This is a genomic window from Verrucomicrobiia bacterium, from assembly GCA_035946615.1.
Classification (GTDB): Bacteria; Verrucomicrobiota; Verrucomicrobiia; order Limisphaerales; family UBA8199; genus DASYZB01.
In genome coordinates this window covers 1-25,450 of sequence record DASYZB010000151.1, presented here as the reverse complement: position 1 = coordinate 25,450, position 25,450 = coordinate 1, and the positions used below count along the sequence as shown (strand labels likewise).

Below are 25,450 nucleotides of genomic sequence, written 5' to 3'. Positions count from 1 at the left end.
CTTGCCATCCGCTCCTACTCCCAACAAAGCCATGAAAGCAATCTATAAACATGTCCTTTTCCCCTTGCTCCCCCTTTTAGCCGCCGGCTTGCTCGCGTTCGAGTTCACGCCGCTTCACACGCTGGCCGCCCCCGCTTCCGCCAAACCAGAGCCCAAACTGATCATCGAGGAAGCCCCCATCAACCGCGATGCCAAAGCCCCCATCAGCTTTGCGCCGGTTATCAAAAAAGTCGTTCCCAGTGTCGTGAACATCTACTCGACCACAATTGTCCACGAGCGGCCCGGGCGGAGTCCTTTGTTCAATGATCCGTTCTTTCGCAGGTTCTTTGGAGAACCTGACCAGCAGCAGGCCCTGCCACGCACCCGAAAAGAGGAAAGCCTCGGCTCGGGCGTGATCGTCTCGCCGGATGGTTACATCCTGACGGCCAACCACGTGGTCGAGGGAGCACAATCCGTTAAGGTCGGCCTGCCCAATGGTGAAAGGGAGATCGACGCAAAAGTCATCGGCACCGATCCTCCAACGGACATCGCGGTATTGAAAATCGAGCCGAGGAAGAATCTTGCCCCCGTGACGATTGCCGATAGCGATAAGTTGGAAGTGGGGGACATGGTCCTGGCCATCGGTAATCCCTTCGATGTAGGTCAAACCGTCACCATGGGGATTGTCAGCGGGTTGGGTCGCGGCGGATTTGGGATTACGGGGTATGAAGACTTTATCCAAACGGATGCGGCCATCAATCCAGGCAACTCCGGTGGGGCGCTGGTTGATGCCGAAGGGCGGCTCATCGGAATCAATACGGCGATTCTCAGCGGGAGTGGTGGATTTCAGGGCGTGGGTTTTGCTGTGCCCGTGAACATGGCTCGCTACGTGATGGACCGGCTGATAACGACGGGCAAGGTGCTTCGCGGCTACCTGGGAATCAACATCCAGGAGGTGACACCCGACTTGGCTACGCAATTCAATCTGCCTGAGGATAGCCGCGGGGTGCTGGTTGGGGGTGTTTCGCCCAACAGCCCGGCAGCCAAAGCAGGTGTTGAAGACGGGGATGTGATTATCGCTGTCAATGGGAAGAAGGTACGGGACCCGCGCAACCTACAGCTTGTCATAGCCCAAACCCCTCCTGAAACACGCGTCAACCTGCAGGTCCTTCGTGGTGAACCCGGACACAAGCCGATTGAAAAGAGCTTAACCGCTACCTTGGGCCAGTTGCCACAGGAGGCCATTGCTGCCATGGGTGGCAGCAGCGTCCCAAGCAAGCAAGAGCAACAAAAACAGGATGTCCTCGACGGCGTCGAGGTGACTGACATCGACGCGGCCGCGCGGCGCGAGTTGGACCTGCCCCGCTCGCTGCACGGCGCCTTGATAACAAGCGTGGCACCCGATTCGCCCTCCGCCGAGGCTGGCTTGCGCCAAGGCGATGTGATTATCGAGATCAATCGCCAACCGGTGAAAAACGCCGAGCAAGCGGTCAAACTCAGTGACAGTGTTAAGGGGAATCATGTGCTGCTGCGGGTCTGGAGCGCCGGAGCCGGTGGCGGCCCCGGTGGCACGCACTACGTGGTCGTTCAAAACGGAAAGGGACAGTAAGAATAAGAGGGGTGAGGACGCTCCACTTTTTGGAGTGCGGTGGCAAGCGAAGCGCGACGCCGCTTTGGAGTTGGGCGCGGGCGGGCAAAAGCGCGACTGCCGTTGCGCTTTGCCGGGGCACTCCATAAGAGCCTGGCAGGCGCGCATCCCAGTCAAACCTACTGGCTGAGCACAAGCGGATCGCTTCGGAACTGTTCGCTTAGTTCTGCAAAGGGGACTTGGGCCGAAAGCCAGAGAGGGTCCTGGGTAATGCCGTCCATAGATTGGACGGTGTTGTTGCAAATCAGGAACAACCCTTCGCCAAGGATCATAAAGGATTCGAATCCGGTGCCGATGCCGTGGCGGGCGAACTCGAAATCGCCGGCGTTGCCCTCCCGAGCGAGCAAGCCCGCCCGGAGCGCGCCGGCATCGGTCAGAAAATTCTTCTGAAACCCGGTTTTCCGAGGGCCGATATAGGCGTAAACGCGGCCCTTGCGTTCGCCCAGCGAGATGATGGCCCATTCGTCAAAAACGACTTTTTTGTACCGAGCGTTCATCTGCTCGGCGCATCCTTTGATTAAGCTGGTTGCCTGCTCAAGCGTCATAGAAAATTGTAAGCTGCGTCCAGAAGAGCAAGTCCAGGGCCACCAAACAAGCCAATTTCACCACTCCCCGAAACCTCGCATAACGGATTTGTTTCAGACCGTAGAATACAAGGGGGACGCTAATCAGGCGCCAAGGTCGTTGTTTCGACTCTTCAAATTCTAATGAATTTTCAGACCCAAACCGGTAGATTGCCCGGATGGACCGCGCGGCCCTGTGTCGAATTGCTCTAAAACCCGAAAGTCTCTTTGGGGGTCGGTCGCAGACCATTCATCGGACTTCTTTCGCGCTGTTCCTGATACAGTTTGGGCTGGCCTGGTGCAACCTGTGCGCCCCCTTTTCCTTCTTTAGTGGGCGCGGCTGGCCGGAGGGCTTGCTCCTGGTTTTAGGCGCCGTTACGACGCTGTGTGGCCTGGCCCGCCAGTTGCCCACACAGAATGTCCTGGCTGTAGCATTGCTGATTGCTCTGATGGGCGGGGTGGCACAAAGTCTCGGCGCTTTCACCGGCGCGCCGTTCGGCCCGCTCGCTTGCATAGATCGTTCGGAGCCGCTCCTGTTTGGCATCCTGCCCTGGTCAATCCCGCTCATATGGATTGTGGCTCTGCTCACTGGCCGAGGCGTGAGCCGGTTGATGTTTCGCCCCTGGCGCCAAAGCCGGGTCTATGGATTCTGGGTATTAGGCTGCACGGTTGTGCTGGCCGTCTTGCTGGAACTCGCACTCGATATGTATGCGAGGCAAATCAAGGAGTACGGGGTTTGGAAACCAACAGGGCTACCCGTGGACTGGTACACGACAGCCTTTGTGAACTGCCTGGGCTGGGCAGTCGCCGCCGCCATCATTCTGGTGTGCGTCACACCGTTCCTCATTAACAAACGACCGGCTGCTTCGGATGCGCCGGATTATCATCCGCTGTTGGTATGGATGCTGTTCCAGACGCTATTCGTCACCGCTGACCTCAAACAGCATCTCGGCGCCGCGGCAGCCGTTACGGTGGCCCAGAGCTTCCTTATTGCTGTTGTGGCAGTGCGCGGGCTGATTTGCGCTGAATTGTAACCTTTTCGCGCCGTTCTGCGTATCTCTTGTTGAAGTGACTGAACACAACACGGTCGTGTCGCATAGCGGAAAACATACAGCCATGAGAATGATTCCTTTGATACCAGGAAACAGGATGGCCCGAGCGAGTGCCTTTTCGAAAGCCGTTTGGGTCCTTTTCGCCGGGTCGGCTGCACTTGGGTGCTTGGCTGCTTCGGGCAGCCCATTTCAACTCAAGGACGTTGCCGCAGACCCTGCCTGGGTGGTTCATGCCGATTGCGATCGGCTCAGGCCCACAGCCATCGGCCAGTTCATCCTTTCCCAAGTGGAACAGCCGGATGCACAGGCTAAATTGGCCGCATTCCAATCGATTTTCAGCTTCGATCTGCGCACCCAATTGCACGGGCTGACACTTTACTCGTCCAGCGGTGAGCCGGCAGATGGAATCCTGCTCGTCTATGCAGATTTCGACGCCGAACGGCTGACGACCCTGGCCAAGGCGGCTAAGCAGTCTGAGAGCACGACCTACAAGCGCCACGTCATTTACAACTGGATTGATGAGAACAAGGAAAAGAAGGAGGGCGGAGAGCCTCGTATTTACGCCTCGCTCCAGGGGCGCCGGATTGTCTTTGGCCGCCGAGAGGAGTCTGTTGCCAAAGCGCTGGATGTTCTTGATGGACGAACTGCCAATATGTCGGCCAGAACTGCCTTTGCCCAATTGGGGGCCGCCGATGATGACAGTTTTCTCGAAGCGGGCGCCCGCAAGCTGGACTTCGCCAATGCGGACCCGAGCGCAGCCGTTCTCAAGCTTTCCAAGGTAGTCGTGCTGCAGCTCGGGCAAAACCAGGGCCAGGTCAATGGGATGCTCAGCCTCGAAGCCAATAACGAGCAAGTCGCCGGCCAGATGGAAGCTATCGGCCAGGGCCTCATCGCGTTGTTGAAATTGCAGCAAAATAAGCCTGAATCGGCCAAACTCGCCAACGCCCTCTCGCTCAAACAGGAGGGCAACCGTGTCATCCTGCATCTGAGGCTGCCAGCGGCCGATACTGTCGAAATCATTAAGGCTGATGCCGAGCGAAAGGCGGCTAAGAAGAAAGCCCGAGAGAACGAGCAAAAATAAACTCGATGACCAGCAGCCAAAGTCATGTAATGTGAACTGCGATGGACCCCGCCCCTGATTCGCTATCCGACCAGGACCTTGCTCGCCAAACCCGGTCGGGCTCACTGGAGGCTTTTGAGGAGCTGGTCTTGCGGTACGAGAACCGGGTTTTTGCTTTTGTCAGCCGTTTGTGCGGCGATGCCATGGCGGCCCGCGAGATCACTCAGGATACCTTCCTGAAGGCCTTCCAGGCCATTGCCCGATATGACGACCGCCGCTCCTTTGCCGCGTGGCTCTTCACAATCGCCCGGCGCAAATCCATCGACCACCATCGCGCTGCCTGGCCGAGTGCCGATGAATCGCTGCCCGAGTTGGCGGACTTAAAGGACCCCGCCGAATTGATGGCTCGCCGCGAGGAGGTTGAAGCGTTGTGGGACCTGGCCCGGCGCGGACTGTCCACGGCGCAATTCCAGGCTCTTTGGTTGAGATACGCGGCAGATTTGAGCATCGCGGAAATTGCGCAAGTTCTTCGAAAGACCCGCACGCATGTGAAAGTGCTCCTGTTTCGCGCGCGCCAGGGCCTGTCGCGCCAAGGGGATATTCGGACCCTGCTTGATACGTACTGGGCCTCACAACCCGCCGGTCCCCGGCCCAATCCCTGCCCACAACTGGACGGCGTTGGACAGCGCCCCGGCGTTTGCGGTCGCGATAGCGAATCAGGGCCGCTTTGGCTCTGTTCTTCTGCGAACTTTAGAACGGATTTAAAGCCTTAGCCCATGAAACGATTCCTGGCAAAATTCAAAATCTCGAATGCTTTGGATTCCGGCAAACCGTTGCCGCCTTCTCTCCAAGAGCAAATCGCCCGCAGCCCCGACCTGCGCGATTTTGTGCAAAGCGCATCAAGACTGGGCCGCGCCCTCGAAATGGCACGGCCACGGCTGGATGCTGCGCCATCGCTGCATGCTTCTATTATGCGGGCCGTGGGCGCTGCCGCTCGCGCACAACCGCCGGAACTCAAATCCATCGCATGGACCTCGTCGATGGCATTGGCCGGGACACTGGCGGTGTTGCTGGCCGGGTTTTGGCTGATTCATCCTGCTGCGCCCCGGGCTGCAGCGACCCTGCAGCCGATGACAGAGGCCTGGGATGCCGGCGGGCAAATGGCCCAAAACGCGCCCTCCCTGATGCTGGAACCGCTTTCCGATGAATGGCAGCGGCTCAATCAAGACGCCAATCGAACAGCGCGGTGCCTGCTGTCCAGTCTGCCTTGATGGCCTGGGTCAGAGCAGTGCCAAACCTTTGCAGGAGACGACGTAAGGAGTCTCTAATCAAGAGTGTGCGCTGGCCGCGTTTGCTTTCTGGAAATTGCTGATCAGACTCCTTACGTCGTCTCCTGCATTCAGCAGCGGCGGCTTGTTGCTTTTACCTTTCACTTAGGCTTGACATCCAGGGGTCCTCTTTTGTTACTCTTGGCTTGGTTGGGTGTCCGGTCGTTTTCTTCAGCGGGATTCCCCATCCCCACCTCCTTGGCGGCCGGGCACCCGTCCCTAACGCGGAGAGCCAAGCGAATCGACCTCCAGACAAGATTCCGGATGCCAGGAACTTTGCCGTTGACAGCAGCCCATCCTGCCGGAGTATCCTCCGGCCAATGCTTGGCACCTCACTGGCAACAGGCAGCTTGACCAAACGTCAGCACGATGACCGCCAAAACCCGTTGGCTGCGTCGTCAGGCCAAAGCCGAATGCTGGACCCCCGCCTGTTTGGTTTAATGACAGTAGCAATAACCCACGTATGAACGATCAAACGACACCCACGGCTGGCCCGCTTCCAGCCTACATCACCAGCGCCAAACCCAATCCGCCCGGTAATCGGGCGCCCTGGTACAAGAATACCGCCCCGACGTATGCCGGGATTTTCCTTTGGTTTGTCTTCTGGCAAGGGGCAACCACGACCCAGGCAGGCTTTCTGGGTGGCACACTTGCTCAAGGTGTGGGAGTGGCTCTGCTGGGCTTGCTCCTCTCAGCCGTTATCTGCCATTTTCTCTTCTATCTCGTGCCCGGTTTGTTTGGAATGAAGACGGGCCTGCCGCTCTACATCGTGGGAACCTCGACCTTTGGTGCCCAAGGCGGTTTCATCATGCCAGGTTTTCTCATGGGTGTATTGCAATTCGGCTGGTTGGGGGTGAATATTTACTTCTCGTCAATGGCGCTGAGCGCGGTGCTTCCAGTTAGCGCCAAGGTCCTCATGGTGATTTGGGGCATTCTGGCTGCGTTCGTGGGTCTGAAAGGAATCCAGTACGTGGCCAAAGTGGCGACCTACCTGCCGCTAATTCCGTTGCTGACGTTGCTGTGGCTCTTTGCCAAGACCGCAGGAAGCGTAGGCAGCTTTGATCCCAGCAAGCTGATCGATGCCCAGAAAACGTTCGCCCTGACTGCCCCTGCTCCGCTCGCGGCAGGTGGTGTCATTGCGGCCATTCTAACTTATGTCGTCGGGTTCTTCGCCACTGCCGGCGCCGCAGGCGTGGATTTTGGCACCAACAGCCGCGACAAAAGCGACGTGAGCATGGGCGGGTTGTTCGGCATAGCTTTGGCTATCCTGGTGACTGCCGGACTTTCAATCCTGGTGGTGGCGGGTGTCTATGGCTCGCCGGACCTGAGTGCCAAAGCTATCGCAGCCGGCACAGAGCAAAAGGGCTTTATCCTCGATTCGTTTAACTTAATCCCTGTGGTTTTGGGGAAGGATGTGGCCAGGTGGGTCATGTTCCTATTGGCGTTGGCCGCGTTTCCGCCGGCCTGTTTCTCGTCGTTTATCGCTGCTAACAGCTTCAAGACGACATTGCCGCAGGTGAATCCATTTCTCTCGGTAGGTATCGGGGCAGCCGTCAGCATCATCCTGGCTGTCACGGGCAAGGCCGGTGAGGTCATCCCCGTGTTTGTCATTATCGGCGCCTCTTTCGGCCCGATCTGCGGCGCCATGCTGGTCGATTATTTACTCTCAAAAGGGAAATGGACGGGCCCGCGCGCCGGATTCAACCCGGCGGGATGGATTTCCTGGGCGCTGGGTTTCCTGGTTGGAATCCTGCCAAACCTCCACGACTGGAAACCCGAGACATTCCCCGATGTCCCGGCGGCTCCCGTGCTGGCGTTTGTCGTCGGGGCCATTCTCTATTTCCTCTGTGCCAAGATGGGGTTGCAGTCACAGGTGATCCCGCTCTCAGCCCAGGTCTCTGAGCCAGCCAAGCCGGTGACGGCCTCGGCGAAATGAGCTCGCACTAGCGCTGCGATCACCGCATAAAGGGCTGGGGCTTTATGCAGAATCTGGTCGAAGATTTTCTCCAGCATCTCCGGCACGAGCGCGGCAAGGCCGAGCATACGCAGAGAACCTATGCCGCGCTTCTGAACAAGTTCCTCGTTTGGGCAAGCGTCCAGGGGCTCAAAAGCTGGGATGCTGTCGAACTGCGGCACCTGATGAGCTTTCTCCAACACGAGCGAGAGCGCACGGTGGATGGCAAGGAGTCTCCACGCCGGCTCAGCAGCGAGAGTGTTTACCTCGAGATAGCCGCCCTCCGCGCGTTTTATCGGTTCGCGGAGAGAGAATCTCTTTTGCCGGCGAACCTGGCCGAGAACCTGTCTTTGCCGCGGCGCTGGAAACGATTGCCCAAAGCCCTCAATGGGCGCGACATCGAGAGGCTTCTCCGGCCCGAGACGCCGGAGACTCCGCAGAGCCTGTGCGATCAGGCGATTCTCGAACTGGCTTATGCATCCGGGCTGCGCCTGGCGGAGTTGCGCGGGTTGCGACTGGAACAGCTCCACCTGGATGCCGGATTCATTAACGTGATTGGCAAAGGCAATAAGGAACGCGTAGTGCCTGTGGGCCGCACGGCCGTGGCGGCGCTGCAACGTTTCCTTCAATCGGGCCGTCCCCAACTGGTTACTGCTCGCTCACCGGCGGCCGTCTTCCTGACCAAACGCGGCACCCCCTTCGCCCAAGTGACTCTGTGGCTGCGCATCAAGCAGCGAGCCCGCCGCGCCGGTATCTCGAAGAACGTCACGCCGCACATGTTGCGCCATAGCTTTGCAACCCACCTCTTGGAGAACGGGGCCGACCTGCGCGTCATCCAGGAACTGCTGGGCCATTCCAACATCAGCACCACCGAAGTCTATACGCACGTTGCCGGCAACCGCTTGCGCGAAGTCCACCGGAAGTTTCATCCCAGGGCGTGAGGCGGGTGCAGGTTGGCGGCGGCGACACGACCCTGCCAAGTTGGCGAGTCAATTCGATGGCTTGAAGGCTGGAAACTCTCGCGGGAGTAGCGTAGGGGAGCTATGATAAAGCATGAGGAAAAAACGAGCACTGCTACTGCTCGCTTTGCCTCTCATGGTTCTCGGGCTTTCCCTATGGCACACCCTGCAGCCCAAGAAAGTGACCTATCAAGGCAGGCCACTCAGCGCTTGGCTCAAGGACATGGAAGGTTGGAGCGGTGATACGAACGACCCGGCGTTCGTGGCGTTTCGTGCAATGGGGACCAATGCAATTCCTGTCCTCTTAGGGATCATGAAGTCCGGAGGCCCCCCTTTGCAGAGGACGATTCTGGAAATCAACCGTAAACAGTCCCTCGTCAATCTCCCGTTTGGAAACCCGTGGTATCAGACTATGGCAGCTTCTCGCGCTCTTTATGCAATGGGACCCAAAGCCAAGCCAGCTTTACCCGTGCTCAAAAACCTGCTCTTCCACACGAACGCTTTGGTCACTAGCGCAATAGCGCTGGCGGGGATCGGTTCAGATGCGGTCCCGGTGCTGTTGGCGGCGCTTACAAACCAGTGCTACCGGATTCGGGATTCAGCCGCCTTGGGGCTTGGGTTGGAACAGGAGGACTTCGATGTGGTTGTGCCCGCGTTGATCGGGAGTCTGAGCGACAATAACAGGATAGTTCAGGATAATGCTGTAATTGCGTTGGGAGAGCTTCATGCCAAGCCAGAACTTGCGGTGCCAGCCTTAATGAATGATTTTTCGAGCAATGATGCGCTACATCGCAGCTTGGTGTTAATTTCCCTCGGCCAATTTGGGGTCAAGGGCAGAGCTTCCCTCCCGGTTGTCACGGCGGCCTTAAAGGATCCGGATCAAGACGTGCGCACAGCGGCATCTGCAACCCTTAAGCAAATCGACGCGGCATTCCCTTCTGATGCGGGTTCGAAGTAATCTGTCGCCACCGCGGCAGCCGACTTCATTTGGTCTTCAAAAGTCCCGCGCGAAACCTGGAAATTGCTCTCCTGGTTTGTTTTATCCTGGACGATTGGCTAGCCCCGATGCGTCGAAGGCTCCCGGCGGTCTGAGGCCTTTGGTTTGACTTTTGACGCTGATGCACGAAATTTTGTGCCGCCATGAGCAAGACCCTCTTCGAGAAGATTATCGCCCGCGAAATCCCGGCGGCTATTGTTTATGAAGACGACTTAGTGCTGGCGTTTCGCGACATCAAGCCCCAGGCCCCGACGCACGTCCTGGTTATCCCGAAAAAGCCGATCCCCCGGATTGCGGAGGCCAAACCGGAAGACCAACCGGTCTTGGGCTATCTCCTGCTCAAAGCAGCGGAGGTCGCCGACAAGCTTGGTCTGACGAAGGACGGGTTTCGGTTGGTGTTTAACAACGGACCGGCTGCCGGTGAGGCGGTGCCTCATTTGCATTGTCACATTATTGGCGGGCGGCAATTAGGATGGCCGCCAGGCTGAGCCTTGACTACACGCTGCTTTTTGCCATGAGCCGGGCAAGGAGCAGGGCCATCTCCATGGCCTGCTCGTAATTCAAACGCGGATCAAGCTGGGTGCGATAATTGCGGACCAGGTCAGCCTCGGTGACACCGCTGGCGCCGCCGAGGCACTCCGTGACGTTGTCCCCGGTCAGCTCAAAATGCACGCCGCCAAGCTGCGTGCCGCATGCTTTGAGAATCCGGAAGGACTGCTCCAATTCGCTGAGGATTCTCTCGAAACGCCGGGTTTTAATTCCGGACTGGGTGGTCTCGGTGTTGCCGTGCATGGGGTCGCAACACCAGAGCACCTGTTTGCCCTGGCGCAGCGCCGCCTCAGCCAGGGGCGGAAGGCAGCGCTCGACGTGCTCGGCGCCAAACCGATGAATTAACGTCAGCCGGCCCGGCTCGTTCTGCGGATTTAATACCTCTGCCAACTGCAACATCTCGGCTGCAGTTATAGACGGCCCGATTTTCACACCGATCGGATTGGAAATCCCTCGAAAATATTCGATGTGGGCGCCTTCGAGGCTGCGGGTGCGTTCGCCGACCCAGGGGAAATGGGTCGAGAGATTATACCAACCGGTTCGGCGGGGCACCTGGCGGGTTTGGGCTTGTTCGTAGGCCAGGTGCAAGCCCTCATGGCTGGTAAAAAAATCGACGCGGTTGATGTCGGCCAGGACATACCCGGTAAGGGTCTCCATGAACCGCAGCGAATCGCCAATGGTCTCGACCATCCGCGTGTATTCAGCCGCATGAGGTGAGTTGGCCACAAAGCCCAATTCCCAATATTCCGGGTGATGCAGGTCCGCGAAACCGCCCTCAATGAGCGCGCGAATGAAGTTCACCGTCAGCCCGGCCCGCTCATACGCCCGCAGCAACAACTCAGGATCAGCCGCCCGCTCGTTTGCCGTGAACCCGGCCCGGTTAATCATGTCTCCGCGATAGCTCGGCAGGGCTACCCCGGAGCGCGTCTCGGTCTCAGCGGAACGCGGCTTCGCATACTGTCCCGCAAAACGACCCAGGCGAATCACGCGTTTTTTGCCTCCCTGCACCAGAACCAGGCTCATCTGCAGCAGGATTTTTAGCTTGCTCGCTATAGCCCCCGATTCGCAGTCCAGGAAGTTCTCCGAACAATCTCCGCCCTGGAGCAGAAAACGCTCTCCGTGCGCAGCCTCGGCCAGTTGGTGCTTCAAATTCTCGATCTCCCAACTGCTCACCAGGGGCGGCAGCCTCGAAAGCTGCGCCAAGACGCGCTCCAAGGCGGCCAGGTCGGGATAGACCGGCTGCTGCGCCGCCGGCTTGCTCCGCCAGCACTGGGGCGTCCACGCCTGAGGGCCGCTTGGGTTTTCCCTTTCTATCTGCATTTCGAGCACAGGAGGGTTAACGATTAGGGAAAGAAAGTAAAGCTCGCGGCCCACAACGGGCACACACAAGTGCAGGGCCAATGACAAGGTCAGTTCCAAATCTTTGTAGGCACGGAATCGCCGATTGGCAATCGGTCGTACCGCGACTGCTGGTTCCAATTTGCCTATCTCCTCCGGTTGTAATCCTCTCGTCCGTATTTTGTGCTGGCCAGCTCTGCGGCGCGTTGGAGCAGCCGCTCGTCCGGCTCCAAGAGGCTCCATTGGATAGCGAATCGGTCTTCACCTGCGCGCTGCATGGCCTGGCGCCATCCGGCCCGGTTCAAAGGCAGAGCCGAGGGTTGAAACGAGCCCTGAATGAGCAAGCCATCCCGCCGGCGGCGTTGGGCTGCTCCGGCTATTTTGCGGCCATTCCAAAGAAGATCAAATTGCTCGTACCCGATGAAGCATTGGCCTGGGCTCTCCTTTTTGCTGGAGGGGGCGAGTTGAGTCGCCACATCAAGGCGGGCCAGGGCATTTTTAATCCATTCATGGACGCTGCGATAGCTTTCGACGGCAGGCAAACCATACCAGGCATGATTGGGAGGAAACAGAAGGCTATAAGTCCAGTCTGCATCATGGGGAACGATTCCGCCTGCGGTGGGCCGTCGCACCAGCGGGCGAAGGGGTGTGAATTGTTCGACTTCGACGTACCTTTGGAAATAACCAAACGATGCGACCGGTTCGCTCCAGGAGTAGAAGCGGAGCACCGGAATTCCCAGGCGCGGCATGGCTTCAAGGAGGGCCTCGTCGAGCGCCATGTTGAAGGCGAAATGGCTGGCACCTGATTCAAGCAAAAACCAGCGCTCCGCCTTCATGCGAGCGCTGCCGCCGGCCTGCGCGCTCCAATTCTCGGGCAAAGCGTTTTGATTTCGCACCCGGAGCAATCCGGGTTGCGCGCATAGCAACGGCGCCGGCCATGCCAAATCAGCAAATGGCTGAATAGCGCCCAGAGGTCCTGCGGGACCAGGGCCATCAGGGTTTGCTCGATTTTCTCCGGACCGTCATCTCCGGTGAGGCCCAGCCGTTGGGAGAGCCGTGCCACATGAGTATCGACTACCACCCCGCAGTTGATCCCGAACGCATTGCCTAAAACCACATTGGCTGTTTTGCGCCCCACTCCGCCCAAAGCGGTCAGGTCCTCCATCGTTCGGGGCACGCGCCCGCCATGCCGCTCGACCAGGGCCTGGCAGGCGGTTTTGATGCTTTTGGCTTTGTTGCGAAAAAAGCCGGTTGTTTTGATAGCCTCCTGAAGGTCGGCCGTTGAGGCGCGAGCGAAATCGGCTGCGGACCGGTACTTCGCGAAGAGGGTTGGTGTCACGAGATTGACCCGTTTATCCGTGCATTGGGCCGAGAGAATCGTGGCGATCAGCAATTCGAGCGGGTTGGAATGATTCAGTTCACAATGCGCCTCGGGGTAAGCCGCTTTAAGGCCCGCAACGATCTTTTTGACCCGCTCGATTTTGGCTTGTTTGGATTCCCGTGGCATACAGACAACGGTTCAGCAGCAGTTATTTTGCGGGAATGGTGGGCGGGGTATTGGTTTGAGGCGCGGCATAAGCCGGGGCAGTGGTTCCGAAAACCGAAGTGCTTTTGGCCCGAGCAGGCAGGAGCCTGTCACAACCGCCCAGCCAATAGGCCAACGCCCCCAGCAGCACCACTGCGCACGAAAGATAAAATCCCCAGGGCCGCTTTTTTTCTGCGAATGGATCGACCAGGTCGCGTTTGGCGTCTGGAGGGAGGGCAGCCACACGCGTTAGCGAAGCGCCAAAAGGCACGTTGATCTTTGCTTTGGCGTTTACGGCCCAGCCGTTGGCATCCAGGATTGGACCCAGATTGCGCTTATGCAGCTTGAGCCAGGCCAGGAGCATGGATGGCCCTGAAATAATCAGGATAATGGCAATCACACCCAGAGGCATCAACCAGCCCAAATTCAGAAAGCCACTGAAAATGCCTCCAATCATGCCGCCGATTCCGGCCGCCCCAACACCCATTGCTGCCACCAGGCCGGGGTCTATTTTCCTCTGGACAGAGGCATCGGCGGTTGTTGCCGGGTTTGCCGCGTGCTCAATTTTTGCGGCGGCCTGGGCCAACTTGGCCGCCGCCGTCTGGTCGGCATTGGCCGCGCGCTTGGCAATCTGTTCCTGGACCATGCGCGCCGCTTTTTTATACGGAGCCCAAAAGGCCTGCCGGATGCTGATTGGGTTATCGACGATCTTGCTGATCGTTGCGTCCCAATCACGGCCCTTGCGATCGTAGAAGATGCCGTTGCGCCCAACCATGAGGTTGTCGGAATCCCCGTCGCTAAAGGCAGCAACGATCTGGGTCTGTTCGCTCGTCCCTTTGCGAGCGCAATCGCAATACGCCAGATAAGTGCCCGACAGGCCGGCCATGACGGCATGTTTGGCGGGATCCGACACCGTGATGCACAAATCACAGCTTCGCTGATCCAGAAAGAGCGTGCCGGCCTGAAAGATGGCCTTGTCCTTGCGACTGTAAAAATCGCGGAATGAAACGAAATTATTTACCAACCGGTACAGGTCCCGGTAGTAACGGATGAGCCGCTCAACGGAATTAATAGCAGTGGCTTCCGGTTCAAGGGCCTTGTCGCGCGCGATGAGCCCGTTAATGCTGTCCCTGCTTTTGCCGGCGAGCACCGCTCGGACACGCTCAAGGCCGAGTTTCTCGACACCGGCGCCTGCTTTGGCGGCCAGCCAACGTTGGTATCCATCGAATTTCTGTGAGATGGCTGCCCAGTCATTTTGGGTAATGAAACCATTGCCATTGAGCAGCGGCTTGACCACCGCGGCATCGAATTGGCCAACCAGGTCCGCCCAGGCTGGGTTCAAGCCTTCTTTGAGCGGCAGCGGCTTGCCCGGGGCGGCTTGCGCCAGCGGAAAGCCCGCTATTTCCCCCCACGCGGCGCTTAGGTCTTTGACCCCAAGGGCCACGTAATCCTTCTCTTCCCGGTTTAAGCCATTCAGCGCCCGTGGGTCAAAAGCGGCCAATCGGCACCGGATGAAATAATCCTCGACCTTCGCCTTGATCGCCAGGAAGGTCGCAGCGGCGGTGGCGGTTGCTCCGTCCAACGGCAGGATGGCTGGGGTTGTTTCAGCCTGCTTCCACCAATCTGAATAGGCCTGGGCTTCGGCAAAAAATTGATCGGCCTTGGCCTGGTCGATGCCTGGGCGGCCACTGCGATCCGTTTCTGCTCCAAAACAGGTGATAATGTCATTGATAACGGACCCGGTCTCGATGTCCTCTGCGGATTCCGCTGGAATAATGCCGTCGCCATTGAATTTGGTTTGGACAAAGATTTTCGCCGTATCGGCGGTGTCCTCCAACGTGATCGAGGTTGCATCGCTTTTGCCCAGATTACCCAGGATATGCCTGGCCGAGGCCAGGAGTTGCTTGCCTTCGGGCGTTGTGTTGTTAATCACATCGAGGGGCAGCTCGCCTGCGCCCCGGAGCAAATCGTTGGGGTTTTTGAGACATCGCCCGGCCCATTTCACCGCCGCAATGAGTTCCGGAGGCCGGATTCGGCCATCGTTGTCGCTATCGATTAATGCAAGGGTTTTGGAATCGAACTCCAATCCAGTAGTCGGGCAGGCCAGCGCTACCCAGAGCTTCTGATCGAGTTGATCGAGCGCCATTAGGTCCGCGCCGCTGTCCAGACGGACCTGGTCAAAGCCCCCCGCGCGGAAGAATTTCCAGACGTGTTTAGCCTCGGTTGCCATATGTTGCCGGACGCTTAATCCAGCGCAAAAACGGTAGCAAACCTAAAGGCAGAGGAAAGCTTCAAGTTCAGAACCTTGGAACCGGCTCTGGGCCGCGCGAAGCGCTTAGACCATCTCGGCCTCTTCGATTTCCTGCGCGACTGGGCTTGAGGCGGGCGGCTCGGCCACCTCCGGGTACTCGAAGACCTTGCCTTCGTAATTGCGGATGACAACCCGCCGGGCGTTCCGGCTGAGGATGTACTCAGGATTGAGGGGCACCTTCCCACCGCCACCGGGTGCGTCGATGACGAATTGCGGCACCGCATAACCGGTCGTATGCCCCCGAAGCTGTTCCATGATCTCCAAGCCCTTCTGCACGCCGGCGCGCAAATGCGAGGAACCCGCAATGAGGTCGCATTGGTAGATGTAGTAGGGCTTCACACGGCACATGAGCAGTTTCTGCACGTGCGCCTTCATCACCAGCGGGTCGTCATTGACGTTTCGCAGCAGAACCGATTGGTTGCCCAGCGGAATGCCCGCGTCGGCAAGCCGTTCCAGGGCAACCCGCGCCTCAGTCGTCAATTCCCGAGGGTGATTGGAATGGATGCTGATAAAGAGCGGGTGGTATTTCTTCAATGTCGCGCAGAGCTCCGGCGTAATCCGTTGCGGCAGGAAGATGGGAATTCGCGTGCCCAGACGCAGGAATTCCACATGCGGGATGGCCCGCAGACGGTCCAGAAGAAACTCCAGTTTTTCGTCGCTGAACAGCAGCGGGTCCCCGCCGCTGAGCAGGACGTCGCGAATAGCGGGCGAGCGCCGGATATAATCAATCTGCCTGTCAAACTCGGGGTGAAAATCATATCCACTGGCGTTGCTGACCAGCCGCGAGCGCGTGCAGTAGCGGCAGTAGGAAGCGCACCGGTCGGTGACGAGGAACAGCACCCTGTCGGGATACCGATGCACCAGGCCAGGCACTGGCGAGTGCGCATCTTCCCCGCACGGGTCGCTCATCTCCCACGAAGCGGTATGGGTTTCCTCGATGCGCGGGATGACCTGCGAGCGGATGGGGCACTGTTCGTCCGTTGCGTCGATAAGGTTAAAGAAGTAGGGCGTAATGGCCATCGCCAGCTTCTGATTGGCCAAAGCCGTGCCCGCGTACTCTTCGGGCGTTAAGGTCGGCATCAGCCGCTGGAGTTGCTCGACTGTTGTAACCCGGTGCTTAAGCTGCCAGCGCCAGTCATTCCAGTCCGCTTCCGCAACATCGCTCCAAAATCCTCGTCCCGCTGGTTGAAAATTCTTTAGGGTCTCCAGCCGCTCGTGTGATGGCGGTTCCTCGCTGTTTTCCGCTGAAGTATCGTTGTGCATTTTTCCCCGAAAACAATTAGCGCACTATAGGGTTGAACAAAACAGTGTCAAGGCGAGCGCCTGATATGACTGTCTGCGATTAACGCAATAACCTGCGCAACAAGTTGTTGTGATGATGATAAACGTTTTGGGGGCTTCTACCCGTCAGGTGTAATAGTGGCGCCGCAATTGAAATTGGAGCGCAAACGCCTCGGGCGCATCCGACGCCGCCCAAGGCTTCGGCACGAGCGCATGGACGGCTCGCTTTTTGGAGTGCGGCGGCAAGCGTAGCGCGACGCCGCTTTGGGGTTGGCCTGCGTACAGGCAAAAGCGCCGTCGTCGCTGCGCTTTGCCGCCGCACTCCATGAGCTGACTCATACTTGTGGCAGGGGCGTGCTCGCCAGAGACCAATTGCCTTAGATTCCGGCTCAGGGCCTCGCCTCGCCTCGCGAATTGGCCTGAATTGCCGGGTAAGAGAATCTTTCGGGGCGCAAGTTGGAACGTTTTGCGTCCAAATCATCCAGTTGCCGGATGGTTTCCTGAGCGATTTGCCGGCGGGCTGCCTTTCTTCTGAAAGGAAGGGTGAAGCCCGGTTGCTCGGTTTTCTGGAGATAGGCCACCAGCACCCGTTGATAATCGTCCACCAGCGGCACTAGCTCCCGCGCCAGCCGTGGCCGGGTTAATTCCAAGGCCCGAATACGGACGGCCAGGAGCTGCTTTTGCCGCTCGGGTGCTGCTTGCTCAATGATTGTTTGGAGCCGGACATCGATGTGCAGCGGCAGATCGTTTGTGGAAGCCCGCACTTCTATGGGCGAACGAATTATCTCGTCCAGTTTCTGCCAACTCTCGTCCATCGGCCAGGTTTGGGCCAGTTCGCGTCCAGTGAAATGCACCAGGTGGAGGGTCCACCATTTTTCCACATCCAAAGGCCGTTGGAACCAGGGATTGAAGGCGTGGAGGAATGCGAACTGCCAGTTGTAATGGCTGGGCAATTCGGCCAGCATAGCCCGCAAACAGGCCTTGCCGTCGGGCAACCGCAGCAGCTCGTTCAGAAATAATTGCGCGCTGCTGCAGTATCGTTCCGCCCCGGCGCCGCTGGCCTGCTCGGGCGAGGGCCAGCTCAATTCCTGAAAGCTTAACAGAGGTCCGGAGCGCAATTCGTCATGAGCCCGTGTGAGGGGGTCCTTGCGCGTGGCATCTACAAAGGTCGATGCCAGGCTCATCCCCCCGGGACGCGCCCGGGGCGGCTGCAGAATAATTTCCGACTCAGCCGAGAGACGCAGTTGCCGGGCCATTCCTTCTGTGAGCCAAAGTGGGATTTCCGCCGAGTGCTGCTCCGCGCGGCGATTGGCCATCTCGAGTAAAAGGGCCTGCACCACACCCCGCACACACCTCGAACGCTCGACCACATTCGGCAAGTCCAGCCGGTACTGCCAGCCGTCCCGGAACTTTTCGGAAGTGATTGTCACCGGGTCCTGCGCCGAGCGGGCGGGGTAAATGGCTAGAAATATCCTGCCCCGCCAGGGGTCGGTCGCCCCGAGTTCACGCCACAGGTTCCGCTTAATCCGCTCGCACGAAATGGCCAGGAGTGTCGGCTCCAGGCGGACGAAGTTGGTATCGGATTCCAGTCCCGCAGCTCCGATGGAAGAGGGGATTGCCAATTCCTGAATCAAAAACTGGCCCGAGGCGCTCCAGGCCGAAAGGGCCTGTGGCAGCCCTTGGCTTGGCGCGCCGGTGAACTGAACCAGGGCGTAAAGCCCCCAAGCGCAAAGGCTGCGCAGCAACGCGGCGTTTGGCGCGCGCATCCGGCCAGTGGGAAAGGGCATCAGGACTTTGCTGGTGATGGTTTGGGCGCGGAACTATCGGTCTTGGGCGCAGCCGGTTTGGAGTCGCCGCCGCTGGCGGCCGGTTTTGTCTTTGTGAGCGCAGTCGCTGAATCTTTCTTGGCCGCTTCTTTGTATTTTTCGCTCCGGTAATCTGTGATGTAAAAACCGCTCCCTTTGAACAACAGCCCCCCGCCCCCGCTAATGGCACGGCGGACTTTGCCTTTGCCCCACCTTTTTTGGGCGCAGGCATCCTTTGGGCACTCAGTCAATGCCGGCGCGGAAATGGATTGAACCTTCTCGAACTGGTGTCCGCACTTTTCACAGATATACTCATACGTCGGCATAGCCCGTAATGTAATAGTCATCCCGACGCCCCAGGTCAAGGCGGATAGGTCCATCCGCATCACGATAAAAACGAGCACTCAGTTCGGCGCTGCCGAGTAATTAAACGGCTCAAGCTGGCACGAGCTGCGCAATGACCCCGCCAAAGTAAACAACCGCGGCTCCTCCCGAAAACCAAACACCCGGCAAAGCTGGTAATGTTCCCGGCGCTCGTCAGAAAACTCCACCTCGTTCCGCGAGGCGAAGAAAGGCGTGAGCTCCCCGAAACGAGTGGTCTTCACCTCAATCAACCGTTCTCTGCCACCCACCTCAAACGACCGGACGATCTCCTCCAATGCGCCCAGACGCAGCCGCAACTGCGACCCGCCGCCAGGCAACTCCTCCACCACCTGGCTCGGGTGCCATCGCCGCCCGCGCAGAATGTCCGTCAACCAGGCGTCCATTTGGACCACCACCTGGAAATCCCCCTTGCCGGCCATCACCCCGATGCTGCTCTCCAAATGCTTGCGCGCGTCAAAATCCTTGGGCCGCTCGAATCGTTCCTCGCCCATGACCGCCTCGCGCATCCGGCCCAGCACGAAAGTCCGCACGTCGCGGCGCATCGGGTCGTAGGCCAGCAGGTACCACCGCCCGCCGTACTCCAGCACGTGGTACGGCTGCACCCGCCGCCGCTCGGGCTTCTTCTCCCCCGGCTTTCGGTAGTCGAACCGCAGCCACCGCCGCTCCCGCACCGCCCGGGTGACCAGATCGAACAGCTTGGCGTCGGCCTCGTCCGGCGCCGAGGGCCGGAACGACAGCACTGCGCCAAGGTCTTCCAGCGTGAACAGCTCCTCGTTGTCCAATTGACCGGCCATCCGCCGGAAGAACCGCTCCAACCGCGGCTCCAACGGCGTGCCCCGGTAATGCTCGATGGCCTGGTGCATCACATAGAGCTCGAACATCTCTCGCTCGGTCACAGAGATTCGGTTGAAGTAGTCAATAAACTCGGCCTTCGCTGAAACAGTGAACGGAAACGCATCCCAGTTGTAAGAGGCGGCAGGAATCGTGCCGGCGGCCACCAGTCCTTCAACCTTCGGCTTGTCCACAAAGTTATCCACCACCTTCCGCAGATAAGTCTGCACGTCAGCCGTCGCCAGGTTCTTAAGCTCAAAGATGTTGTCCCCAAGCCTGTTCCTGATCTGCGCCTCGAAGACCACCCGAGGCAAATCGCCGGTCCGTCGGGCGCTGATGGTATAGATGAACCCGAAACTCCTGTTCTCGTCTGCAAACACAAGCCTGTTCACCGTCAGCCAGTGCTGCTCAGTCGCCATGTCCTGGCTCACGTCCTCCAGCTTCGCTGCCTCGTCCGCCACGAACAACAGCCGCCGCCCCTGACCGCTCTGTGCATCTCGCCCAGCGCCTTCAGAACGTCAAAAAGGTCTTGGCTCTGGTTGAGAGGGTCCGATAGGCCCGAGCCGGTTCCGGCCTTCCCAACGTTCTTGCCCTTCAGGTACTCGAACGCCCTCAACACGTCCGGTGGCGGCGAGCTTCCCGGAGCCGCCAAGAGCAGCTTCGAAAACGCCTCTGCCACCTGGCTGGAAACCCCCGCGTCCCGCAAGGCCAGCGTAACGTTGGGCTTCACCCCCCGGTAGTCGTTTATCAACTGAATGATGGTTTCCAGCCCAAGCTTGTTTAGGAACGGCCGCACGACCTCGTCGAAGCGCGACACCTTGGTCAGGTCGCCAATCTCGATGATGAGCGGCGTCACCGGGTAATCGGCTTCCTTCTGCTTCAGCCAATACTGTATGTGGTAAAGCAAATGTGTCTTCCCGACACCCCAGTCACCGTAAACCAGCATCTTGACCGGCTCGCCCTTGGCGAATGTCGCCTCGATGCTGGCCAAAATCTCCCCGTTGAGCACCTGGTCATGGCAGAATATCAGTTCAGCGTCCTCGGGAATTCGGGGGAGGAAGCTGCTCCTCCCGTTCTTCATGCAGAACCAGTCTTCTAATGTAAGCGGCATAGGTCTCCTTTACGGCTTTTCTATCAGTTCAGCGTCATCCTCGGCGGCCAGGTCTCTGGCATACTCTGCCAGCCGGGTAATAATCGCGGCGACGTCATCCTCGCGACTCTCCACCGTTGTTCGAAATTCAATTGCCAGCTCTCGATTCTCGTTGTCCGCACGCCCGGTAAGATTCGGCGACCCGAACACCGCACACCGGAAACCGTCACACTCGGCCAGGTACAGCTTGCTGTGCAGGGTGGGGCAGTAGTACAGAGTCGGCCGGAAATTCTCCCACATGATACGCACCGCCTCGTAATGCCAGTCGGTCACCGGCTTCCGAGTCACGACGTTGACGAGGCAGTCAGAGCGCCGCAGGGCCTCGACCAAGTGCGCTATCGGGTCACTGCCAGAAGTCTTTCCCCCAATCCATGGGCTCACCAACCAGATCCGGCGTAGCCGTGACCTGTTGGCGTAAACCGTGGTAGCGAACGTTGTTAGTTAGGGCACCGCTGGCCACAATACTGATCCTGTTGCCAACCATTCTCGTGAAGCTCCCCCCATATGTCCTCCGGCTGCCACATCCAAACACCGCGGAAGCGGAAGGCGCTCAGGGCCAGTGTCATAACGCCGAAAGCCCCTGCGGCACAAGCAAATAATCCCGGCTCGATCCAAAAGCGCCGACGCGGGCCTGGCCCGCTTGCGTACAAAACCCCGTCAGCGCGCGAAAACAACCTCGCGATGGTATTCTAGAAACAGCGGGTCTGGCTCCGCAAACTTCTCCGGCCGCCTTATCTCCTTCCCCTCGTAACCGACAAAGTTCAGCTCTAGGACCGACTGCGGAAAATAATCCCGCAGCCTCCGGCTCAAAACTACCTTAAGCCCGTCATCCAAAGTAATGAGACCCGCATCAAAAGCAGCGTCGTGCAAGCTCGACAGGCAGAGCCCGTTCCGTGGATTCAGGCGTTCCCCAGGAAAATCCCGCCATGGTTTGATGTGGCTCGCGACCAACAACCGTGGCACCGGAATGCCCGTGATGCAGCAACGCACCCCGTAAGACCTGAGGACCGCCTGCCGGAAGAACTGCTGCCCTCGCCTCACCCGGACCGTGGCCGTGCCTTCAGTAGGCCCGCTCGGAATGCTGCGCTCCCACGCGCGTTCGACCCTAACCCCGCCGCGTTCCAAAAAGTCCAGCTCGCTCGCATCATCAGCGGTAAAAAGGTTGTGCAGCAATTCCTCGCTTTCAGGCGCGAGCACCTCCACCCGTTCATGGAACTCAGCCCACATTTCCCGGTCCTGCTTCGTCGCGCCGGAGAGCCCCCTGATTCCGCGCGCCCGCTGCACTGGGTCCAGGGCAGCGAAGTTGCAAAGTTTCATCGACAGGCTGCTCGCCGTTCGCCCCATCCTGCTGGCAACCTCCTTAATCACGGCATTGCCTTTATACAACTGCCCAAACGGCAATTTGCAGTAGAGGTTAAGCGCGATCAGAGAATGCTCGCGCGTCCATCTGACTCTCGATGCCTGGCCCATTGCGGCATGCTACCCCGGCACAACCAAAAAGACCAGGCTGGCTGGCTCTCGCTCACTACTCCGCCACCGAAACGAAGTCCATCCACCGCGGGTCCGAGAAAAGGATGTAAGTCGTATCAGCCCGGTCATCGAACTGGACCAGCATCCCATGCCCGTCCACCACTTCCAGCACGAGCCCCTCGACGCCTTGGTGGCCCGGGCGGCCATCGTCGTACAAAACCCTGCCCCCGGCCTCGACCTGGTGAGCGACGTTAAACTTCATATGCGTCCGCCCTCGGCCCAATAACCCTGACGAGCCGCGCCGACGCCAGCCGGCTCCGCACTTGCGGCGCGTCGCACAGGAGGGTCGGCCCAGGGCGGGCCTCGTACTCAACCACTGCTCCGGCCTCCAGCCCTTTCAAGTTCAGGTCCATCAGATCGAACCACGTCAGGTACTCCACGCCATCAATCGTCGTATGCTGTTCCCCAAACGAACCGTGAGTGACCTCAAACCTCTGGAATGTGCCCGTCATGTCAACAGTATGCGTGACCGCTCACGCATTCTCAAGAACTTTTTTCGCCCTTTTTCTCCGCCCACCGTGCCGCAGCAGCTTTCCGCGCGCTCGCTCTCCGCTCCGCCGCCGACAGCTTCGCCGCCCGGGCCTTTCCGCCCTTCAGCCCGCCGAGCCGGCCCAAAGCCACCGCCGCCGCGTTCTTCTCTTTCTTCGCCAGGCTTGATTGATGCCACAAACGGCTTCCGCAGAGAAGCCCGTTATGGTTAAGCAACTGGATGTGTCCAGTTGCTTTGAGGGTGGAATTTCGCGCCTGCCCTGGTCGCCTTGCAAGTTCCCGCCGCGCTCCCGCTGTGCGACTCCTACAAGCTGCTAAGCTCGTAGCCCTTATAGCCGGGCAGGCTCACCGCGCAAGGCGCACTCAACCCACCTTGACCTCTTCCATGCTCAGCGGCTCCCCGACAGCGCGAACCGCTAAACCGCCAAGAAACTCCGCGACTGGCTCACCCTCCAGGTGGACTGGACCGCTTCCCTTCGCCGGCACCTGGGGCAGCAACCACTCCCCGAGCGCTCGGATCGAACCCCAGTTTTCGTCTACCCGCCGGCGCCCCTTTAAGGCGCTCGCCCACCCACGCATACCATCCGTCCTTAGCCGCCTTGCTGGCCAGATCAAGCACCTGCCTAATGTCTAGCTTGCCCTTAAGTCCACGCTTCAGCACAAACTCATCTAGCCTGGCAATGATAATACCAACATCACCCCTCGGGTGCGTGACAACCTCATACGAACAGATGAGGTCCCGCCCGGCCCCGAGAAGCAATCGGACAGCAGCCTCGCCCGCCAACAACCGCTCCGCGAACAACCGGGCGTTTTCCTCGGTCTCAGCCACCCGTCCAGGGGGAAACCCAATCTCTGTCTTCCCGCCAAGTCGGCCTTCGTCATTCCTCCCAAACACAAAGCCGTTGACCTTGCCTCCACAGCTCAGCCAAGCCAGCGCGTGGCCCGCTTCGTGGCACACCGCAGGAAAATCGTCCGAAAAATCATCGCGGATTTTCAGCTCGAAAATCTTCGGCTGCCTGTCCGGAAGTCCCGCACCTGCACCCGACATGCCTACTTGATTCGCCATACGCGCTCCCTATGCCGCCGCCTCCGCGGGAAATGCTACAATCTTGGTCTCCGCCGGCACCGGCACCCCAGGCACAGCGCCGACCTTCTTGGCCCCCCGTTTCTTCCCGCCCTTGGCCTTCTCCGCTTCCGCCCTGGCCGCCCGCAGCCTGGCGGCCTCCTCCTTGATCTGCTTCGCCTCGGCCTCGATCACCGCCGGGGTGATGCCAAACCATTCCTTGGCGGCCTCGCCCGTCACCAGCTCGCGGTAATGCTGGAAAATCATCTCGGGCGAGTTGCCCGCTTCCAGTGCCACCTCGGCCACGTTCTTGATTTCCGCCACCCGGTACGAAATGAACGAGTGCCGCAGCGCGTTATGCTTCCAATCCACGCCGGCCTCTTTCGCCGCGTCACGCTGGAGCTCGAACAGATACGGCAACGACTGCGGCCACACCGGCCCCTCTGTCGGAGGCCCGTCCGCCTCGTCGTCTGCCCGGTAGGACTGGAGCCAGGCCGCCAGCGCCGGCACAATCGGCACCAGCCGCCGCGCCCGCGTCTTGGCCTTCTTCGCCTTCACCTCGATGAACTTGCTTGCCAGATTGATCTCGCGCCAATCCAGCCGCTCGATCTCCGCCGTCCGCAGCCCGGCCAAGGCACCGATCGCGAGCACCGGCACCAGCGACTCAGGGCAGTGCCCCAACAGCAGCTTGAACTCCTGGGGCGTGAAAATCTCGATCTCGAAATCCTCCTCGGCGGCTGACTCAACCTTGTCCATCAGGTCAAAGTCCCGCGTCACATAACCCTGCTTGCGGGCGAACTCGAAAAGCACGTTGAGCGCCTGGAGGTAATTGTTCTTGGTCCGGCCGCTCGCGCCTTTCCGCTTGTGAATGAAATCGTTGACGGCCTCCGCCGTCACGCTGCCGATAAGCCCCTTCACCTGGCCGGCGAACGCGTCCAGCTTGAGCCGGAGCTGATACAGATACTTGTCGCTCACGTTGCGGCCGTTCCCGCGAAGCCGGGTCGAGCGGCCCTCCTCCTTGGCCTCCATGAACTCCGTCACGACCTCCTGGACCGTTTTCAACGACGGCTTGCCCCCGCCGTGCCGCTTCACATACTCCTGAGCCGCCGCCAGAATGGACACGCCGCCGAGCAACTTCACCGCCGCGGCATACTCGCGGCAGGCCGCCTCCAGCGTGACCTTGGTTGGCTTGAGCAGCCGCTTGGCGTTCAGGTAAGCGCGCTGGTCCTCCAGCTTGAGCGAAGCCGCTGCGACCTCGCCCTTGGAGAGCGCCGCGACCACCTTCTTGGCGCGTTTCTTCGCCAGGGCGAAGTCGCTCAGGACCTCGCGCTTGCGCACTTGGTCCTGATAATAAGCGACCGTGAAACTTTCGTAATTCTTGCTGGAGACCTGCCGAAAGATGCGCACGACCGCGCCGCCTTTGGTGATTTCGAGTGGAAAAACGGGTTCATTCTTCATGCCCGCGAGTCTGTCAGAAATCTGTCAGAAACGCAAGCAAGAAGTGCTAAACCCATTGTTTTAGTTGGTGCGCATAGCAGGACTTGAACCTGCACGGGTTGCCCCACTACCACCTCAAAGTAGCGTGTCTGCCAATTCCACCATATGCGCAATCGGAGCCATTTCAATTAACGGCCCAGGGAGTTAGCCCACACGG

The 25,450-nt window shown here is 59.2% G+C and carries 26 protein-coding genes and 1 tRNA gene; 9 read left to right on the top strand and 18 right to left on the bottom strand.

Translation table 11 applies throughout. The features are described from left to right. Positions 1-31 precede the first annotated feature (31 nt). Entirely contained in the window at positions 32-1,588 is a 1,557-nt protein-coding gene (locus VG146_22120) for a DegQ family serine endoprotease (GenBank protein HEV2395056.1), read from the top strand. A gap of 158 nt (positions 1,589-1,746) precedes the next feature. On the opposite strand, the gene VG146_22115 is transcribed toward VG146_22120, so the two are convergent. Beyond that, positions 1,747-2,172: a hypothetical protein gene (locus tag VG146_22115; protein HEV2395055.1), complete on the bottom strand. Its 426-nt coding sequence runs from the start codon at positions 2,170-2,172 to the stop codon at positions 1,747-1,749. 197 nt (positions 2,173-2,369) lie between these two features. Between VG146_22115 and VG146_22110 the strand changes: the two genes are divergently transcribed. The 8 genes from VG146_22110 (at position 2,370) to VG146_22075 (ending at position 10,028) form a co-directional block, all read left to right on the top strand. After that, positions 2,370-3,224, top strand: coding sequence for a carotenoid biosynthesis protein (locus tag VG146_22110; protein HEV2395054.1), 855 nt, complete (start codon positions 2,370-2,372; stop codon positions 3,222-3,224). Positions 3,225-3,339: 115 nt separating this feature from the next. After that, positions 3,340-4,323 carry a hypothetical protein gene (locus VG146_22105; protein ID HEV2395053.1) on the top strand — a complete coding sequence of 328 codons (984 nt, stop codon included), beginning with the start codon at positions 3,340-3,342 and terminating at the stop codon, positions 4,321-4,323. Between the two features lie 41 nt (positions 4,324-4,364). Then, the gene (locus VG146_22100) at positions 4,365-5,075 is read left to right on the top strand and encodes a sigma-70 family RNA polymerase sigma factor (GenBank protein HEV2395052.1); all 711 of its coding nucleotides are present in this window, start codon (positions 4,365-4,367) and stop codon (positions 5,073-5,075) included. 3 nt (positions 5,076-5,078) lie between these two features. Then, positions 5,079-5,573 carry a hypothetical protein gene (locus tag VG146_22095; protein HEV2395051.1) on the top strand — a complete coding sequence of 165 codons (495 nt, stop codon included), beginning with the start codon at positions 5,079-5,081 and terminating at the stop codon, positions 5,571-5,573. A gap of 520 nt (positions 5,574-6,093) precedes the next feature. Beyond that, entirely contained in the window at positions 6,094-7,566 is a 1,473-nt protein-coding gene (locus tag VG146_22090) for a cytosine permease (protein HEV2395050.1), read from the top strand. A gap of 44 nt (positions 7,567-7,610) precedes the next feature. After that, positions 7,611-8,525 (top strand): tyrosine recombinase, encoded by a 915-nt coding sequence (locus tag VG146_22085; protein ID HEV2395049.1) that lies wholly within the window; start codon positions 7,611-7,613, stop codon positions 8,523-8,525. Positions 8,526-8,637: 112 nt separating this feature from the next. Next, a complete protein-coding gene (locus tag VG146_22080; GenBank protein HEV2395048.1) occupies positions 8,638-9,501 on the top strand; it encodes a HEAT repeat domain-containing protein in 864 nt (287 codons plus the stop codon). A gap of 182 nt (positions 9,502-9,683) precedes the next feature. Then, on the top strand, positions 9,684-10,028 hold the full coding sequence (locus VG146_22075; GenBank protein ID HEV2395047.1) for a histidine triad nucleotide-binding protein: 345 nt from the start codon (positions 9,684-9,686) through the stop codon (positions 10,026-10,028). Between the two features lie 7 nt (positions 10,029-10,035). On the opposite strand, the gene VG146_22070 is transcribed toward VG146_22075, so the two are convergent. From VG146_22070 to VG146_21990, 17 genes are all read right to left on the bottom strand, one after another. Beyond that, on the bottom strand, positions 10,036-11,409 hold the full coding sequence (locus VG146_22070; GenBank protein ID HEV2395046.1) for a 3-deoxy-7-phosphoheptulonate synthase class II: 1,374 nt from the start codon (positions 11,407-11,409) through the stop codon (positions 10,036-10,038). Between the two features lie 164 nt (positions 11,410-11,573). Next, a complete protein-coding gene (locus VG146_22065; GenBank protein HEV2395045.1) occupies positions 11,574-12,263 on the bottom strand; it encodes a hypothetical protein in 690 nt (229 codons plus the stop codon). Beyond that, positions 12,260-12,934, bottom strand: a complete 675-nt coding sequence (gene nth / locus VG146_22060) for an endonuclease III (GenBank protein HEV2395044.1) — start codon at positions 12,932-12,934, stop codon at positions 12,260-12,262. Before nth ends, VG146_22065 begins: the two co-directional genes overlap by 4 nt. A 22-nt stretch (positions 12,935-12,956) precedes the next feature. Further along, positions 12,957-15,182, bottom strand: a complete 2,226-nt coding sequence (locus tag VG146_22055) for a hypothetical protein (protein ID HEV2395043.1) — start codon at positions 15,180-15,182, stop codon at positions 12,957-12,959. Between the two features lie 105 nt (positions 15,183-15,287). Then, positions 15,288-16,526, bottom strand: coding sequence for a KamA family radical SAM protein (locus tag VG146_22050; GenBank protein HEV2395042.1), 1,239 nt, complete (start codon positions 16,524-16,526; stop codon positions 15,288-15,290). Between the two features lie 144 nt (positions 16,527-16,670). Further along, positions 16,671-16,883, bottom strand: coding sequence for a hypothetical protein (locus VG146_22045; GenBank protein ID HEV2395041.1), 213 nt, complete (start codon positions 16,881-16,883; stop codon positions 16,671-16,673). 50 nt (positions 16,884-16,933) lie between these two features. Beyond that, on the bottom strand, positions 16,934-18,331 hold the full coding sequence (locus VG146_22040) for a hypothetical protein (protein HEV2395040.1): 1,398 nt from the start codon (positions 18,329-18,331) through the stop codon (positions 16,934-16,936). Next, positions 18,331-18,753: a zinc ribbon domain-containing protein gene (locus VG146_22035; GenBank protein ID HEV2395039.1), complete on the bottom strand. Its 423-nt coding sequence runs from the start codon at positions 18,751-18,753 to the stop codon at positions 18,331-18,333. Before VG146_22035 ends, VG146_22040 begins: the two co-directional genes overlap by 1 nt. Next, positions 18,754-20,025: a WYL domain-containing protein gene (locus VG146_22030; GenBank protein HEV2395038.1), complete on the bottom strand. Its 1,272-nt coding sequence runs from the start codon at positions 20,023-20,025 to the stop codon at positions 18,754-18,756. It lies immediately after the preceding gene. Beyond that, positions 19,992-20,675 (bottom strand): hypothetical protein, encoded by a 684-nt coding sequence (locus VG146_22025; GenBank protein HEV2395037.1) that lies wholly within the window; start codon positions 20,673-20,675, stop codon positions 19,992-19,994. Before VG146_22025 ends, VG146_22030 begins: the two co-directional genes overlap by 34 nt. Positions 20,676-20,684: 9 nt before the next feature. Further along, a complete protein-coding gene (locus VG146_22020) occupies positions 20,685-21,044 on the bottom strand; it encodes a hypothetical protein (GenBank protein ID HEV2395036.1) in 360 nt (119 codons plus the stop codon). Positions 21,045-21,371: 327 nt separating this feature from the next. After that, positions 21,372-22,031: an HNH endonuclease gene (locus VG146_22015; GenBank protein HEV2395035.1), complete on the bottom strand. Its 660-nt coding sequence runs from the start codon at positions 22,029-22,031 to the stop codon at positions 21,372-21,374. Positions 22,032-22,239: 208 nt separating this feature from the next. Beyond that, entirely contained in the window at positions 22,240-22,446 is a 207-nt protein-coding gene (locus VG146_22010) for a hypothetical protein (GenBank protein HEV2395034.1), read from the bottom strand. Next, positions 22,436-22,696, bottom strand: a complete 261-nt coding sequence (locus tag VG146_22005; protein ID HEV2395033.1) for a hypothetical protein — start codon at positions 22,694-22,696, stop codon at positions 22,436-22,438. Before VG146_22005 ends, VG146_22010 begins: the two co-directional genes overlap by 11 nt. A 482-nt stretch (positions 22,697-23,178) precedes the next feature. Next, positions 23,179-23,799: a hypothetical protein gene (locus tag VG146_22000; protein HEV2395032.1), complete on the bottom strand. Its 621-nt coding sequence runs from the start codon at positions 23,797-23,799 to the stop codon at positions 23,179-23,181. Positions 23,800-23,808: 9 nt separating this feature from the next. Beyond that, complete coding sequence (locus tag VG146_21995; GenBank protein HEV2395031.1) at positions 23,809-25,254, bottom strand: site-specific integrase; 1,446 nt, start codon at positions 25,252-25,254, stop codon at positions 23,809-23,811. A 65-nt stretch (positions 25,255-25,319) separates the two neighbouring features. Next, positions 25,320-25,404 (bottom strand) — tRNA-Leu (locus VG146_21990). Positions 25,405-25,450 lie beyond the last annotated feature (46 nt).